The sequence below is a fragment of the Blastococcus sp. SYSU DS0541 genome (genome assembly GCF_054050875.1).
Window position 1 is genome coordinate 1 of record NZ_JBJHAD010000006.1, and the last position, 14564, is coordinate 14564.

At 75.8% G+C, this 14564-nt stretch carries 17 protein-coding genes; 5 read left to right on the forward strand and 12 right to left on the reverse strand.

All coding sequences use genetic code 11. The features are described 5' to 3' along the window. Positions 1 to 171 precede the first annotated feature (171 nt). A complete protein-coding gene (locus ACI794_RS08435; protein ID WP_456603850.1) occupies positions 172 to 1164 on the forward strand; it encodes an NAD(P)H-quinone oxidoreductase in 993 nt (330 codons plus the stop codon). On the opposite strand, the gene ACI794_RS08440 is transcribed toward ACI794_RS08435, so the two are convergent. The 7 genes from ACI794_RS08440 to ACI794_RS08470 form a co-directional block, all read right to left on the reverse strand. Beyond that, positions 1150 to 1509, reverse strand: a complete 360-nt coding sequence (locus ACI794_RS08440; RefSeq protein ID WP_456616132.1) for a hypothetical protein — start codon at positions 1507 to 1509, stop codon at positions 1150 to 1152. The genes ACI794_RS08435 and ACI794_RS08440 overlap by 15 nt on opposite strands. Before the next feature lie 110 nt (positions 1510 to 1619). After that, positions 1620 to 3941, reverse strand: coding sequence for a heavy metal translocating P-type ATPase (locus ACI794_RS08445; protein WP_456616133.1), 2322 nt, complete (start codon positions 3939 to 3941; stop codon positions 1620 to 1622). Further along, positions 3941 to 4852: a hypothetical protein gene (locus tag ACI794_RS08450; protein WP_456616134.1), complete on the reverse strand. Its 912-nt coding sequence runs from the start codon at positions 4850 to 4852 to the stop codon at positions 3941 to 3943. The genes ACI794_RS08445 and ACI794_RS08450 overlap by 1 nt, the downstream gene beginning before the upstream one ends. Before the next feature lie 13 nt (positions 4853 to 4865). Next, on the reverse strand, positions 4866 to 5075 hold the full coding sequence (locus ACI794_RS08455; protein WP_456581546.1) for a heavy-metal-associated domain-containing protein: 210 nt from the start codon (positions 5073 to 5075) through the stop codon (positions 4866 to 4868). A 24-nt stretch (positions 5076 to 5099) separates the two neighbouring features. Beyond that, positions 5100 to 5420 (reverse strand): metal-sensitive transcriptional regulator, encoded by a 321-nt coding sequence (locus ACI794_RS08460; protein WP_456581545.1) that lies wholly within the window; start codon positions 5418 to 5420, stop codon positions 5100 to 5102. Positions 5421 to 5481: 61 nt separating this feature from the next. After that, positions 5482 to 5823 (reverse strand): helix-turn-helix domain-containing protein, encoded by a 342-nt coding sequence (locus ACI794_RS08465; RefSeq protein ID WP_456603846.1) that lies wholly within the window; start codon positions 5821 to 5823, stop codon positions 5482 to 5484. 112 nt (positions 5824 to 5935) lie between these two features. After that, positions 5936 to 6433: an Hsp20/alpha crystallin family protein gene (locus ACI794_RS08470; RefSeq protein ID WP_456581543.1), complete on the reverse strand. Its 498-nt coding sequence runs from the start codon at positions 6431 to 6433 to the stop codon at positions 5936 to 5938. A 188-nt stretch (positions 6434 to 6621) separates the two neighbouring features. Between ACI794_RS08470 and ACI794_RS08475 the strand changes: the two genes are divergently transcribed. From ACI794_RS08475 to ACI794_RS08490, 4 genes are read left to right on the forward strand one after another with little or no spacing between them, the layout of a single operon-like run. Beyond that, on the forward strand, positions 6622 to 7068 hold the full coding sequence (locus ACI794_RS08475) for an STAS domain-containing protein (RefSeq protein ID WP_456581542.1): 447 nt from the start codon (positions 6622 to 6624) through the stop codon (positions 7066 to 7068). Between the two features lie 48 nt (positions 7069 to 7116). Next, positions 7117 to 8391 carry a YibE/F family protein gene (locus tag ACI794_RS08480; protein WP_456603845.1) on the forward strand — a complete coding sequence of 425 codons (1275 nt, stop codon included), beginning with the start codon at positions 7117 to 7119 and terminating at the stop codon, positions 8389 to 8391. Next, entirely contained in the window at positions 8388 to 9095 is a 708-nt protein-coding gene (locus ACI794_RS08485; RefSeq protein WP_456616135.1) for a class I SAM-dependent methyltransferase, read from the forward strand. The genes ACI794_RS08480 and ACI794_RS08485 overlap by 4 nt, the downstream gene beginning before the upstream one ends. 49 nt (positions 9096 to 9144) lie before the next feature. Beyond that, on the forward strand, positions 9145 to 9477 hold the full coding sequence (locus ACI794_RS08490) for a TraR/DksA family transcriptional regulator (protein ID WP_456616136.1): 333 nt from the start codon (positions 9145 to 9147) through the stop codon (positions 9475 to 9477). Positions 9478 to 9543: 66 nt separating this feature from the next. Here the strand turns inward: ACI794_RS08490 and ACI794_RS08495 are convergent, their stop codons facing one another. From ACI794_RS08495 to ACI794_RS08515, 5 genes are read right to left on the reverse strand one after another with little or no spacing between them, the layout of a single operon-like run. Next, on the reverse strand, positions 9544 to 10491 hold the full coding sequence (locus tag ACI794_RS08495) for a glycosyltransferase family 2 protein (RefSeq protein ID WP_456603843.1): 948 nt from the start codon (positions 10489 to 10491) through the stop codon (positions 9544 to 9546). Beyond that, positions 10488 to 11369: a glycosyltransferase family 2 protein gene (locus ACI794_RS08500; protein WP_456603842.1), complete on the reverse strand. Its 882-nt coding sequence runs from the start codon at positions 11367 to 11369 to the stop codon at positions 10488 to 10490. Before ACI794_RS08500 ends, ACI794_RS08495 begins: the two co-directional genes overlap by 4 nt. Further along, complete coding sequence (locus ACI794_RS08505; RefSeq protein ID WP_456616137.1) at positions 11366 to 12454, reverse strand: prenyltransferase; 1089 nt, start codon at positions 12452 to 12454, stop codon at positions 11366 to 11368. The genes ACI794_RS08500 and ACI794_RS08505 overlap by 4 nt, the downstream gene beginning before the upstream one ends. A gap of 10 nt (positions 12455 to 12464) precedes the next feature. Next, complete coding sequence (locus ACI794_RS08510) at positions 12465 to 13229, reverse strand: class I SAM-dependent methyltransferase (protein WP_456616138.1); 765 nt, start codon at positions 13227 to 13229, stop codon at positions 12465 to 12467. Continuing rightward, positions 13223 to 14476, reverse strand: a complete 1254-nt coding sequence (locus tag ACI794_RS08515) for a glycosyltransferase family 4 protein (protein WP_456603839.1) — start codon at positions 14474 to 14476, stop codon at positions 13223 to 13225. The genes ACI794_RS08510 and ACI794_RS08515 overlap by 7 nt, the downstream gene beginning before the upstream one ends. Between the last annotated feature and the right edge of the window lie 88 nt (positions 14477 to 14564).

The following is a 14564-nucleotide window of genomic DNA, read 5'->3' on the forward strand; positions in this document are numbered from 1 at the left end:
AGCGGCTACGGCCGGGAGCTCACCGAGCTGGGCATGCGGGAGTTCATGAACGCCAAGACCGTGTGGATCGGCGGGCCCAGCAGCCAGCAGGCCAAGGGCAGCACCGCCGGCGCCGCCGCGGAATGACATCCCCGTCCCGGGGCCAGGTGCAGGTTCGGTGAGGAGCGGTCGATGCGTGCGGTGACGATGACGGGGCCCGGCGGCCCGGAGGTACTGGGCTGGGGAGAGGTGCCCGACCCGGTGTGCGGCCCGGACGAGGTGGTCGTCGACGTCGTCGCCGCGGCCGTCAACCGCGCCGACATCATGCAGCGGGAGGGCAACTACCCACCGCCCCCCGGGGCGAGCGAGATCCTCGGGCTGGAGTGCAGCGGCGTCATCAGCGAGGTCGGCCCGCAGGTGACCGGCTGGTCGGCCGGCGACGAGGTCTGCGCCCTCCTCTCCGGTGGCGGCTACGCCGAGCGGGTGGCCGTGCCCGCGAGCCAGCTGCTGCCACCGCCGGCCGGGATGGACCTGGCCACCGCCGCCGCGCTCCCCGAGGTGGTCTGCACGGTGTGGTCGAACGTCTTCATGCTCGCGGGGCTGCGCGCCGGTCAGGTGTTCCTCGTGCACGGCGGGTCCAGCGGCATCGGGACGATGGCGATCCAGCTGGCCGCCCGCGCCGGGGCGCGGGTGGCGACCACCGCCGGCAGCGCGGCGAAGCTGGACGTCTGCCGGCAGCTGGGGGCAGAGATCCTGGTCGACTACCGGGAGCAGGACTTCGTGGCGGAGGTGCGGCGGGCCACCGGCGGGCACGGCGCCGACGTCGTGCTCGACAACATGGGCGCCGCCTACCTCGGGCGCAACGTCGACGTCCTGGCCACCGGCGGGCAGCTGGTGACGATCGGCATGCAGGGCGGCACCAGGGGGGAGCTCGACTTCGGTGTCCTCATGCGCAAGCGGGGGACCGTGCGGGCCACCACGCTGCGCGGCCGGCCCGCCACCGGCCCGGGGAGCAAGGCGGAGGTCGTCGCGGCCGTGCGGGCCGAGGTCTGGCCCGACGTCGAGAAGGGGGTGATCCGGCCCGTCGTGGACCGGAGCCTGCCGATGAGCCGGGCCGGGGAGGCCCACGCGCTGCTGGAGGCCAGCACGCACGTGGGCAAGGTGCTGCTGCTACCGGGGGGCTGACCCCGCCGACCGCTGCGCCGCCAGTGCGGAGAGCGCCGCCACCCCGCCGCTGACCAGGGCGGCCCGGCGGTAGCGGGGGAGGGCGAGCGCCGGCAGCATGCTCGCCGCGTGCAGCCCGTCCACGGCCGCCGCGAACCGCAGCGTCCGCGGGCCCGGGGAGACGAGGACCGCTCCGTGCTGGACCACCAGCCGGGCACCGAGCACCCGGGCCACCCGGCGCCGCTCGTCGGGGAACCGCGGGTCGATCGCGGCGACCACCCCCTGCGGCCGGAGCACCAGCGCCAGGCCGGCGGCCAGCCCGGCCGTCGCCAGGGTGCGGACCGTCGCTCGGTGCACGTTCCTCATGGGTGGCCTCCGGGGCGGTGGGTGGGTCCTCGAGCGGTAGCGCTCTGCCCCGCGGGGGTGGGCAGAGGGCAACTGTGCCGGACGGTGGCCGGGACCGGAGGTGGGCCCCGTCAGGCCGGGGTGTGCGCGTCGGCGCGGTGACCCCCGGGCACGGCCAGGGTGGCGTCCCGGTTCTCGGGCAGCGGCGCAAAGCCGCGCAGCCGCAGGCTGTTGGAGACGACGAACACCGAGCTGAACGCCATGGCGGCGCCGGCGATCATCGGGTTGAGCAGCCCGGCGGCGGCCAGCGGCAGGGCGGCGACGTTGTAGGCGAACGCCCAGAACAGGTTGCCCCTGATGGTGGCCAGCGTCCGCCGGGCCAGCCGGATGGCGTCCGCGGCCACCCGCAGGTCGCCCCGCACCAGGGTCAGGTCGCTCGCCTGGATCGCGACGTCCGTGCCGGTGCCCATCGCCAGGCCGAGATCGGCCTGGGCCAGCGCCGGGGCGTCGTTCACGCCGTCCCCGACCATCGCGACGGTCCGGCCCTCCGCCTGCAGCCGGCGGACGACGTCGACCTTGTCCCGCGGCAGCACCTCGGCGACGACCTCGTCGATGCCCACCTCGCCGGCGACCGCCCGTGCGGCCCGCTCGTTGTCGCCGGTGAGCAGGATCGGGGTCAGCCCGAGCGCGCGGAGCTGGGCGATCGCCGTCGCCGAGGTGTCCTTCACCGCGTCGGCGACCACGAGCACGCCGCGGGCGGCGCCGTCCCACCCGACGGCGACGGCGGTGCGCCCGGCCGCCTCCGCCTCGTCGGTGGCGCGGACCAGCTCCTCGGGCAGCGGGAGCGACCAGTCGGCCAGCAGCCGCCGGCGGCCGACGACCACCGCCGCGCCCTCGACGACGCCCTGGACACCGAGGCCCTCGACGTTGGTGAAGTCGGCCACCGGGGGGAGCTCGCCGGTGCGCTCGGCGGCGCCGGCGGCGACGGCACGGGCGATCGGGTGCTCCGAGGCGGCCTCGAGCGCGCCGGCCAGCCGCACCACGCGGTCGGGGTCCTCGCCGGGGGCGGGGACGACGTCCAGCAGCGTCATGCGGCCCGTGGTGACGGTGCCGGTCTTGTCCAGGACGACGGTGTCGACCCGGCGGGTGGACTCCAGCACCTCGGGGCCCTTGATGAGGATGCCGAGCTGGGCGCCGCGGCCGGTGCCGACCATCAGCGCGGTCGGGGTGGCCAGGCCCAGGGCGCAGGGGCAGGCGATGATCAGCACCGCCACCGCGGCCGTGAAGGCGGCCGGGAGCCCCGCGCCCGTGCCGACCCAGAACCCGAGGGTGGCCGCGGTCAGCGCCAGCACGACGGGCACGAAGACCCCGGAGATGCGGTCGGCCAGGCGCTGCACCTCGGCCTTGCCGTTCTGCGCCTCCTCGACCAGCCGGGCCATCTGCGCCAGCTGCGTCTCGCTGCCCACCCGGGTGGCCCGCACGACCAGCCGGCCCCCGGCGTTGACGGTGCCCCCGGTGACGGTGTCGCCGGGGCGGACCTCGACCGGTACGGACTCGCCGGTCAGCATCGAGGCGTCGACGGCGGAGGAGCCCTCGGTGACCTCGCCGTCGGCCGCGAGCTTCTCGCCCGGGCGGACGACGAAGCGGTCGCCCGCCGCGAGCTCGGCGACGGGGACCCGCTGCTCGCTGCCCCCGCGCAGCACGGAGACCTCCTTGGCGCCGAGCTCGAGCAGCGCCCGCAGGGCCGCGCCGGCCCGCCGCTTGGACCGCGCCTCGAACCAGCGCCCGGCGAGGATGAACGTCGTCACCCCGGCTGCGGCCTCGAGGTAGATGTTCGCGCTGCCGTCGGTGCGGGCGATGGTGAGCTCGAACGGGTGCGTCATCCCCGGGACGCCGGCGGTGCCCCAGAACAGTGCGTACAGCGACCAGCCGAAGGCCGCGAGCGTGCCGAGGGAGACCAGGGTGTCCATGGTCGCCGCGCCGTGGCGCAGGTTGGTCCACGCGGCCCGGTGGAACGGCAGCCCGCCCCACACGACGACCGGTGCGGCCAGGGTGAGGGAGAGCCACTGCCAGTACTGGAACTGCAGTGCCGGCGCCATCGCCATGGCGACCACCGGGACGGTGAGCAGCGTCGAGACGACCAGCCGGGTGCGCAACGCCCGTAGAAGGGCCCCGTCCTCCTCACCCCTCGCGGGCTCGGGGTGAGCCTCTGCACGGGGCCGCTGGGGCAGCCGGGCGGTGTAGCCGGTCTTCTCCACCGTGGCGATGAGGTCCTCGGTGCTCACGCCGTCGGCGTAGCTGACCTTCGCCTTCTCGGTGGCGTAGTTGACCGTGGCGGTGACGCCCTCGATCTTGTTGAGCTTCTTCTCGACGCGGGCCGCGCAGGACGCGCAGGTCATGCCGCCGATGAGCAGCTCGACGTCGCTGGTGGCGCTGCCGGGGGCGGTGGTCATCAGGGGTGCTCCTCCGAGTGCTCGGCGGTCACCGTGAACGCGGCCGTGTGCACGGCGTCGTCGTGCCGGAAGTCCAGGAACAGCCGGTAGGTGCCCGCCGAGGGGGCGGTGGTGGTGAAGGGGACGTGCGGCCCGGGAGCGGCCCGGGTGCCCTCGTGCTCGGCGGGGTGGACGTGCAGGTAGGCGAGGTCCCCGTCCCGCAGGGCGACCAGGTGCCCGTAGGCGCCGAGATACGGCTGCAGGTCGGTGACCGGGACGCCGTCCCGGCTCACGCTCAGCGTCAGCTCCGACTCCTCGCCCGGGGTGAGCCCGCCGGTGAGGACGACGGTGTAGCCGTCGACCTCCGCCACCTGCGAGGGCGCCGGCACGGGAGCGGGGTCGTAGGGGCCGGGAACGGCGAGGTCGGCGCCCAGGACGCGGTTCTCGCCATCGGCCGCGGCGGTGAAGTCGGCGAAGAGCCGCCAGCTGCCCGGCTCCAGCTCCAGGGGAGCGCGCCAGACGCCGTCCTCGCCGAGCCGGGGGTGCACGTGCTGGTAGCCGGTGAGGTCGCGGCGGACCGCGACCAGGTGCAGGTCGACGTCGTGGTCGGTCTCGTAGGCCGTGACCGGGGAGCCGTCGGGCCCCAGGACGCGGAAGGCGACCTCCGTGGAGGGGCCGGCCGGGACGGTGCCGTCGGCGAGGGCGAGGGTGTAGCCGTCCTCGCTCACCTGGAGGCCGGCGGGCGCCTCCACGGCGGCCGGGGCGGCGGCGTCGTGGCCGCCGTCCCCGTGTCCGTCGCCGTCCCCGTGCCCGGCTCCGGCCGGGGCCTCGACCGTGCCGGTGGGGCCGACCGCGGAGCCCACGCCGACCGCCGCGCCGAAGACGGCGACCAGGCCGACGGCGAAGGCGGCGATCCTCGCGGGTGCGTTCATGGCGCCGGCCGCGTCAGCGGCCGCTCACCTCGTATCCGGCCTCCTCGACCGCGGCGCGGACGGCGGCGTCGTCGACCGGCTGCTCGCTGCTGACGGTGAGCCCGCCGGTGGCGAGGTCGACCTCGACGCCGGTCACGCCGGGCACCTGCGAGACCTCCTCGGTCACCGCGCCGACGCAGTGGCCGCAGGTCATGCCGGTGACGGTGTAGCTGGTGGTGGTCATGGGTGTTCCTCTCGGTTCAGGTGGTCAGGAGCGGACGAGGCGGGCGATCGCGTCGGTGGCCTCGCGGACCTTCTCCTCGGCCTCGCGGCCGCCGGCGCGCGCGGCGTCGACGACGCAGTGGCTCAGGTGCTCCTCGAGCAACCCGAGCGAGACCGCCTGCAGCGCCTTGGTCATCGCCGAGACCTGGGTGAGGATGTCGATGCAGTACTTCTCGTCCTCCACCATGCGCTGCAGACCGCGGGCCTGCCCCTCGATCCGCCGCAGGCGCTTGAGGTAGTCGTCCTTGCGGTGGATGTAGCCGTGCGCGTGGTCGTGGCCGGTGCAGGCACCGTCGGTGGTCTCCACGTCGTCCCTCCTGCCGGCGCCGCACCCTGCGACACCGGGACGAACCATACCCCCCTAGGGTTCAGTCGTCCACCGGGTTCGGGTCCTGCGGCTCCTCCTGCAGCCGGGCGAGGTCGGCGCGGGCCGCGGCGAGCTCGTCCTGCAGGCCGACGATGACCTCGGCGGACGCGACCGGGTGCCCGTCGTCCAGGAGGCCCCGCATGCGCGCGGCGAGCTCCAGCTGCCGGCGGGAGTAGCGCCGGTGGCCGCCGGGGGAGCGGTGCGGGGACAGGATGCCGGAGCCGTCGAGGCTGCGCAGGAAGGCGGCCTGCACGCCGAGCAGCTCGGCGGCCTGGCTCATGGTGAGCGCCGGGTACTCCGGGTCGTCCAGCCGGCGCAGCGGGTCCTGCTCCTCGGGTGCCATCGCGGCGCGCTCCTGTCCTCGTGGGCGGTGGCCCGGTGGGCGGGTCGGGAACGGCGCAGGGGCCGGGCCCCGGACGGGCCCGGCCCCTGCGGTGCTGCCGGTTCGGCCGCGGTCAGCTCTCGACCGCCTTGGCCTCCTGCTGGGACTCGCCCTCGATCGTGCGGGCCTCGACCTGGGCGGGTGCGTCGGCGCGGGTCACGGTGATCCGGCGCGCCTTCGCCTTCTCCGCCACCGGGATGCTGATGGTCAGCACCCCGTCGTGGTAGCTCGCCTCGAGCCGGTCGGTGTCGAGGCTGCGGCCGAGCACCAGCTGACGGGTGTAGCTGCCGAAGGGTCGCTCGGCGACGGTCCACTCGGCGTTCTCCAGCTGGGGGACCGAGCGCTCGGCGCTCACGGTGAGGGTGTTGCCCTCGACGGAGAGGTCGATCGACCCGGGGTCCACGCCGGGCAGGTCGAAGTGGGCGACGAAGTTGTCGCCGACCCGGTAGGCGTCCATCGGCATGCCCGAGAGGGCCCGGGCGGTGGCGGTGCCGCCCCGACCGGTGAGCTGGTCCAGCGCGCGGAAGGCGGCGGACGTGGCGGCGAACGGGTCGTAAGCGGTCAGCATCATGGCTGGAACCTCCTGTGACGGTCGTGCTGTTGTTCGCTGCCCGAGGATGAACCTCTAGTGGCAACTGGAGATTACCTCGGTCGCGCACTCTGGTAAACGTCTTCGTCCGCGAAATGTTCCCGACGGTTCCGTCGCGTCGCGCGGGCGGCGGGTGCGTGAACCGCCGCTGCACGGGGCAGGACGCTGGCGTGGAGGAGACGACCAACGACCTGCCGCGCCAGGAAGCGCCCACCGATGACGCGCCGCCCGCCGAGCCCTCCGTCTCGCACACGGTCGAGGGGGAGACGGTGCGGCTGGTCGTCGGCGGGGAGCTGACCGAGGCCGCGCGCCGCCCCCTCGTCCGGGTCCTCACCGACCTGCTGCTCACCGAGCACTCCCTGCGGCGGGTGGAGCTGCACCTGCGCGACGTCGGCTTCATGAACTCCGCCGGCCTGGCGGTGCTGGTGCAGCTGCAGAAGCTCGGGGTGCCGCGGGCCATCGAGACGGTCCTGGTGGACCCACCCCCTTCGGTCTCCCGCCCCCTGCAGCTCACCGGGCTGTGGCACCGCTTCACCGTGGTCGCCGCCGACGGCCGGGTGGTCGCGGAGCCGTCGGGCGGCGGCGGCCCCGCCCCGCGGGATCCCCGACACACCTGATCCGCACGCCCGCGCGGCTCCCGGCTGCCCGGCTCCTAGCCTGACCGGGTGCCCGCCAGCGATCCGCACGCCCACGTCCACGGTCCCGACCCCGACGCGCCACCGCCCAGCCCCGAGGCGCTGACCCGCCGCCGGCGGGCGGTGTGGCTGATGCTGCTGGTCCTCGTCCCCGTGGGGCTGGCCACCGTCGTCGGGCTGTTCGTCCTGTGGCCCAGCGGCGAGCCGACCCGCGCCCAGCTGGCGGCGGAGCAGGCGCTGCCGCCGGGGACCACCTACCCCGACGGCCGGGTCGCCGCCCTCGAGGAGTACGACTGCGGCGTCGAGGGCCGGCCGGCGACCTGTGCGACCGCCGTCGTGGAGGTGCTCGACGGCGACGGCGAGGGCGAGTTCGTCGAGCTCGACCTCGACGCGGTGGTGGTGGCCAACGGGGTCGAGGAGGGCGACACGCTCGTCCTGACCCGGGACGCGGCAGCCGAGGGCGGCGTCACCTACGGGTTCTTCGACTTCGCCCGCGACCTCCCCATGGTGACCCTGGCCATCGTCTTCGCGGTCGTCGTGGGCCTGGTCGCCCGGCTGCGCGGCCTGGCCTCGTTGGTCGGGCTGGCGTTCGCCTTCTTCGTGCTCCTGCAGTTCGTGCTGCCCGGGCTGCTCGGGGAGGGCTCCCCTGTGCTGGTCACCCTCGTCGGCTCGGCGGCCATCATGTTCGTCGTCCTCTACCTCGCGCACGGGTTCTCCGCGCGGACGACGACGGCGCTGGTCGGCACCCTCTTCGGGCTGGCCCTGGTCGCGGTCATGGGGGCGCTCGCGGTGCAGACCGCGCGGCTCACCGGGCTGACCAGCGAGGAGACGGTGCAGCTGCAGACCTACGACCCGACGCTCGCCTTCTCCGGCCTCGTGCTGGCCGGCATGGTGGTCGCCGGGCTGGGCGTGCTCAACGACGTCACCATCACCCAGGCCTCGGCGATCTGGCAGCTGCACGAGGTGGACCCGTCGATGACCTGGCGCGAGCTCTACACCCGCGGGATGACCGTGGGGCGCGACCACATCGCCTCCACCGTCTACACGATCGTCTTCGCCTACTCCGGGGCGGCCCTGCCGCTGCTGCTCCTGTTCGAGCTCTACGCGCAGCCCTGGAACGTCGTGCTCACCTCCTCGGCGCTGGCCGAGGAGGTCATCCGGACGCTGGTCGGGGCGATCGCGCTGGTGCTCGCCGTCCCGGTGACGACGGCGGCCGGAGCCTTCTTCGCCAAGGCCGCGGACACCCAGGCGGGAGCGGCCACCGAGCGCAGCGTCACCGCGTTGCGGACTAGATTCGCCCGGTGACGATCGACCGGCCCCGGGAAGGACCCCCTGCCCCCCACCGCTCGCACGCCCGCGGCGGGCCCCTGCAGGGGGCCGAGGGGGACGGGGTCCTCCAACTGCTCGCCGCCGCCCGGGCCGCCCCCGGCTTCATGCCCGACGACGAGGGCTGCGCCCTGCACGAGGCCGCGCGCACCGTCGCGGTCCCGGGCCCGCTGCTGGAGGTCGGCAGCTGGATGGGGAAGTCGGCGCTCTACCTCGCCGCCGCGGCGCGGGAGACCGGCCGCCAGGTGGTCACCGTCGACCACCACCGCGGCTCCGAGGAGCACCAGCCGGGCTGGGAGTACCACGACCCGTCGCTGGTCGACCCCGCGGTCGGGCGGATCGACACCCTGCCGCGGTTCCGCCGGACCATCGCCGACGCCGGCGCCGAGGACGTCGTCGTCGCCGTCGTCACCCGGTCGGAGACCCTCGCCCCGCTGTGGAGCACGCCCCTGGCACTGCTGTTCCTCGACGGCAGCCACACCGAGGAGTCCGCGCGCCGCGACCAGGACGCCTGGGTGGCCAAGCTGGCCGTCGGCGGCACCCTCGCCATCCACGACGTCTTCCCCGACCCGGCCGACGGCGGCCAGGCGCCCTACGGCGTGTACCGCCGGGTGCTGGAGAGCGGGGAGTTCGAGGAGCTGCCGGGCACGGGGTCGCTGCGGCTGCTGCGCCGCACCGCCTGAGCCCGTGCCGAGACGTCGTCCTGCCGGCACGGGGGTGCAGGATGGGCCGGTGCTCCCACCCGACCACCTCTCCCACGCCCGGGTGGAGGCGCTCGCGCAGATCGAGGCGCTGACCCGCGAGTTCGACGCGATCGTCGCGGCGTCGCAGGCGTCCAACGCCGACGACGAGCACGATCCCGAGGGCGCCACCATCGCCTTCGAGCGGCAGCAGGTGGCCGCGCTGCTGGAGCAGGCGCGCCGCCGGCTGGCCGACGTCGACGCCGCGGTGGTCGCCGTGGAGAACGGCACCTACGGCCGCTGCGAGACCTGCGGCCGGCCGATCGCGCCGGAGCGGCTCGCCGCCCGACCCACCGCCCGCACCTGCATCCGCTGCGCCCGCTGACCCGAGCGTGTGCGCTGAGGGGGTGTTCCCGGCACGGAGCCCCCGCGTCAGCCCACCCCCTCCGGTTCAGCTGACGTAGCGGCGGGCGGTCGAGTTCCGCTGCGCCTCCTCCAGAGCGGCGAAGCGGGCCTCCGCGTGCGGCGGCAGCACCCGCCGCTCGCGCAGCACCCACGGCAGGCCGCGGGCCGCCTGGAGCAGGCCGCGGGCGGTCACCCGGTCCCGCGGCACGGTCCGCAGCAGGTGCAGGGTGCGACGCAGCGCGGGGCGGACCGGCCGCCGCAGCCAGGTGGTCCACAGCGTGTTGCGGATGCCGTCGGCCCGCCTCTTGTGCGGGTCCCGGGCGGTGCTCGCCTGGTGGTGGAGGGTGAGCTGCTCGAGGTAGCACAGCTCCCAGCCGCGCGCGGCCAGGTCGCCGGCCATCAGCTCCTCCTCGCCGCCCAGCCAGAGCCGCTCGGAGAAGCCGCCGACCTCGGTGAAGGCCTCCCGGCGCAGCACGGATGCGCCGGCCAGGAACGAGCCCAGGGCGGGCCCGGGCAGCCAGTCGGCGCCCCGCACGGGCGAGTCGCGCAGCTCGGCGACGATCGGGTCCTCGGTGCCCCCGGGCTCCACCACGATGCGGGCGGTGACGATCGCCAGCCGCGGATGGGCGTCCAGGACGTCGGCCGCGGCGCGCAGCGAGCCCGGCTCCCACCAGGTGTCGTCGTCGCAGAAGGCGACGTAGGGGGTGCCGAGCCGGGCGACGCCGAGGTTGCGGCCCACCGCACCCAGGTTCTCGGGGCTGGCGATCAGCTCCACCTGCGGGAACCGCTCGCGCACGGCGTCGGCGGTGCCATCGGTGGAGCCGTTGTCCACCACCACGACGTGCGGCTGCTCGGGGAGGGCCACCAGCCGCCGCAGCGCCAGCAGCAGCTCGTCGCGCCGCTGGTGGGTGATGACGACGACGGCGACGCGCGGGTCCGGGCCGGTGGTGCGGTCGCCGGCCGGCGCCGGAGAGGTGGTGCCGGCCGTGCTCACGGGCGCTCACCGGCCAGCACCCGCAGGCCCGCCCGCACCGAGGGCGGCACCGTCTCCCGCCGGCGCAGCGCGGCCGGGGCGTCGGGCAGCGCGCGCAGCAGCCCCTCGACGCCCGGGCGGCCGGCGCGCGCGGCCCGCCCCGCCGTGCGTGCGACGTCGAGTGCCGGGAGGCGCATCGCCGCGGTGAGCAGCCGGCTGCGCCAGATCCCCGCCTGCCGGATGCCGGGCGCGTCGCGCCGGGGGGACGGGTGGTGGTGCACGGTCACCTCGTCGACGTAGGCCAGGCCCCACCCGGCGGCGGCCAGGTCCAGGGCGAGCCGCTCCTCCTCGCCGGGGAACCGGACCACCGGGTCGAAGCCGCCGACGGCCTCGAAGGCCTCGGTGCGCACGAGGGCGGCGCAGGCCACGAAGCCCAGCAGCGAGGGGCCCGGCAGGTCGCGGGCGGTGCCGAGCGGGCTCGCGGCCATCTCCTCGCAGACCGGGTCGAGCCGCTCCTCGGGCCCGACGAGGACGCGGGCGTTGAGCAGGGCCAGCCGGGGGTGGGCCCGCATGATCGCCACGGCGCGGGCGAGGTCGCCCGGCGCCCACCACGAGTCGTCGTCGGCGAAGGCGAGGAAGGGGGTGCGGGCGCGTGCGGCGCCCAGTGTGCGGCCGTGGGCGCCCTCGTTGCGCTCCAGCGGCAGCAGGGCCACCTCGGGGTGCGCCTGCCGCACCGCCTCGACCGTGCCGTCGGTGGAGGCGTTGTCGACCAGCACCACCGGGGCCTCGTGGCGCGGCAGGGTCGCCAGCAGGTCCTCGCGGCGGTTGCGGCTGGCGACCACCACGGTGACGTCGGCGGAGGGGTGCGGGGATCGGCCGGTGCCGGGGGGCGCGCTCACGGGGACACCGTGCCCGCACCTCCCGCCAGCCAATCAACCGGGGTGGTGGCATCGACCAGGCCCGCGGCCGGCAGCGCCTCCGGCACGGCGAACAGGACGCTGGCGGGGGAGGCGCCGGACAGCGCGTCGGCGGCCAGCAGGACGGCGGCCGCCGTCCAGGTGGTGCGCTCGACGGGCCACCGCGCGTCGTCCGGGTAGACGAAGCCGGTCCAGTAGGCGCCGTCGGGGCCGCGCAGGTGCTGCATGGCCGCGACCTGCTCCAGAGCGGCGTCGCGCTGCCCGGCGACGACGAGGGCCAGCGCCAGCTCGCACGTCTCCGCCCCGGTCACCCACGGCCGGTCGGCCACGCAGCGGATGCCGAGCCCGGGGACGACGAAGCGGTCCCAGTCGGCGGCCAGCCGCTCGCGGGCGGCCTCACCGGTGACCGCGCCGGCGAGCACCGGGTAGTACCAGTCCATCGAGTAGCGGGAGCGGTCGGCGAAGGCCTCCGGCCGGCCGCGCAGCGCCGTCCCCAGGTCGGCGACGGCCAGCTCCCAGTCCAGCTGCGCCTCACCGGTGAGCTCGGCCAGCGCCAGCCCGCAGCGCAGCGCCTGGAACAGGCTGGCGCTGCCGGTGAGCAGCGCCAGGTCGTCGGGGGTGCCGTCGGGCCGCAGCGCCCAGGAGATGGCGCCACCGGGCAGCTGCATCCGGGTGACGAGGTCCAGCCCGGCGCGCACCGCCGGCCACAGGTCGGTGACCAGCTCCTCGTCGCCGCTGGTCAGCCAGGAGTGCCAGAGGCCGACCGCCAGGTACCCGGCGTGGTTGCTCTCCGCGGCCGGCGCGGTCTCCACGCCCCCGCGGTACTCGGCCGCCCAGCTCCCGTCGCGCCGCTGCCGGCCGGCCAGCCAGCGGTACGCCGCCGCGGCGCGGAGGTGCTCGCCGCCGAGGTCCAGGGCCATCGCCGCCTCGACGGAGTCCCACGGGTCGAGCTGCCCGCCGGCGAACCAGGGGAGCGCGCCGTCGCGGTGCTGCTCACCGGCGATCCAGGCCACGGTCCGGCGCACCTGGTCGGCCCCGAGGACCCCCGGCAGCTCCGGGAGCACCACGCGGCGCCGGTCAGCGGGCGGCAGCGGACCGCTCCCGCTCCAGCCCGGCGGCGGCGGGCGTGACCCCGGCGGGCTTGTCGGCGTAGACGACGAAGCTCTTGCCCACGAGGGGGTCCAGCAGGCGCTCGGCCGTCCGCGTGATCCACGGGCGCCTCGTGAGGTCCCAGACCAGCAGCCGGTGGTAGGCCCGCACGACAGCGGAGTCGTTGTCGACGCCGACGGCGCACTTGAGCCACCAGTACGGGGCGTGCAGGGCGTGCGCGTGGTGGCTCGCCCCGGGCACCAGGCCGGCGGCGGTCAGCCGCGCCCGCAGCACGTCGCTGCGGTAGATGCGGATGTGCCCGCCCTCGTTGGCGTGGTAGGCGTCCGACAGCGCCCAGCAGACCCGCTCGGGGCCGTAGCGCGGCACGGTCACCGCGACCCGGCCGCCCGGCTTGAGCACGCGGACGATCTCGGCCATCGCCGTGGCGTCGTCGGGGATGTGCTCGAGCACCTCCGAGGCCATGACCCGGTCGACGCTGGCGTCGGGGAAGGGCAGGTGCAGCAGGTCACCCCGCACCACCTCGAAGCGCGCACCTCCCGGGGCCTCGCCCGCCTCGGCGATCGCGCCCAGCCACCGCTTCGTCGTCTCGACCTCCTGCTGCCCCCAGTCGACGGCGACCACGCGGGCGCCGCGCCGGTAGGCCTCGAAGGCGTGCCGGCCCTCGCCGCAGCCCAGGTCGAGGACGGTCATCCCCGGGCGCAGGTCGAGCCGCTCGTAGTCGACGGTCAGCACGGGTCGCCCTTCCGGTCCAGCGTCTCGGCGTACCAGTCGGCGGTGCGCTCCGCCGTGGCCCGCCAGGTGTAGGTGTCCAGGACCCGGCGGCGGCCGGCGCGCCCCAGCTGCTCGGCGAGCGAGGGGGAGTCGAGGACCAGCTGCAGGGCGGCGGTGAGCTCGCCGACGTCGCCGGCCTGGACCCGCAGCCCCGCCTTGGTGCCGACGACCTCGGGCAGCGCGCCGGCGTCGGTGGTCACGAGCGGGGTCGCGCACGCCATGGCCTCCACGGCCGGCAGGGAGAACCCCTCGTAGAGCGACGGGATCGCCACCAGGGTGGCCCGCTGGATGAGCCCGACGAGCTCCTCCTCGGGCACCGGGCCGGTGAAGCGGACCGCGTCGCGCAGGCCCAGCCGGTCCAGGGCCGCCTCGGCGGGGCCGCCGGGGCGGGTGCTGCCGACGACGGTGAGCACCACCGGCCGCTCGGTGCGCAGCTTGGCCAGCGCCTCCAGCAGGTGCACGAGCCCCTTCAGCGGGACGTCGGCGCTGGTGATCGCGAGGATGGAGTCGGTCTCGCGGGGCCGGCCGGCCGGCGGTGGGGTGAACCGGTCGGGGTCGATGCCCACCGGGATGACGGTCATCCGGTCCGGCGCGAGGCCCATGTGGGCTGCGATGTCGCGGCGGGAGTTCTCCGACACGGTGGTGACGGCGTCCAGCTGCCGGACCACCCGCGCCTGCATCCGGGTGAAGGCGTACCAGCGGCGCAGGGTCAGCGCGCGGCGCAGGGTGGGCGCCGCGGCCAGCTCCAGGTCGCGGTCGATGGCGATCGGGTGGTGCACGGTCGCGACGGTGGGGACGCCGGCCCGCACCAGCCGGAGCAGGCCGTAGCCCAGCGACTGGTTGTCGTGCACGACGTCGAACTCGCCGGCCCGGGGCAGGAGGTGCCGCGCCGCGCGCAGGGTGAAGGTCATCGGCTCGGGGAATCCGGCGGTGCACATCGTGGCCCACTCGGCGACGTCCACCCAGTCGCGGATCTCCGAGGGGCGCGGGGTGCGGAAGGGGTCGGGCTCCCGGTAGAGGTCCAGGCTCGGCACGCGGGTGAGGGGCACGCCCGCGTCGAGCTCCGGGTAGGGCTGGCCGCTGAGCACCTCGACGCGGTGACCGAGCTCGCGCAGCTCGCGGGAGAGCGCCCGGACGTAGATGCCCTGGCCGCCGCTGTGCGGCTTGCTGCGGTAGGACAGCAGTGCGATGCGCAACGACCGTCCCATGGGGTCGGACTCTAACGACCGCGCCCCCGCGCCCGGCTACCAGCCGGTAGGGGTGCCACCCGGCCGGAGGAGGGCGCGACTGGCACAG

Coding starts and splice junctions, on each gene's coding strand:
- ACI794_RS08470 (WP_456581543.1), bottom strand. CDS start 6,433: ATGATGCTGACCGCTTACGACCCGTTCGCCGCCACGTCCGCCGCCTTC.
- ACI794_RS08435 (WP_456603850.1), top strand. CDS start 172: ATGCGTGCGGTGACGATGACGGGGCCCGGCGGCCCGGAGGTACTGGGC.
- ACI794_RS08455 (WP_456581546.1), bottom strand. CDS start 5,075: ATGACCACCACCAGCTACACCGTCACCGGCATGACCTGCGGCCACTGC.
- ACI794_RS08450 (WP_456616134.1), bottom strand. CDS start 4,852: ATGAACGCACCCGCGAGGATCGCCGCCTTCGCCGTCGGCCTGGTCGCC.
- ACI794_RS08515 (WP_456603839.1), bottom strand. CDS start 14,476: ATGGGACGGTCGTTGCGCATCGCACTGCTGTCCTACCGCAGCAAGCCG.
- ACI794_RS08465 (WP_456603846.1), bottom strand. CDS start 5,823: ATGGCACCCGAGGAGCAGGACCCGCTGCGCCGGCTGGACGACCCGGAG.
- ACI794_RS08440 (WP_456616132.1), bottom strand. CDS start 1,509: ATGAGGAACGTGCACCGAGCGACGGTCCGCACCCTGGCGACGGCCGGG.
- ACI794_RS08445 (WP_456616133.1), bottom strand. CDS start 3,941: ATGACCACCGCCCCCGGCAGCGCCACCAGCGACGTCGAGCTGCTCATC.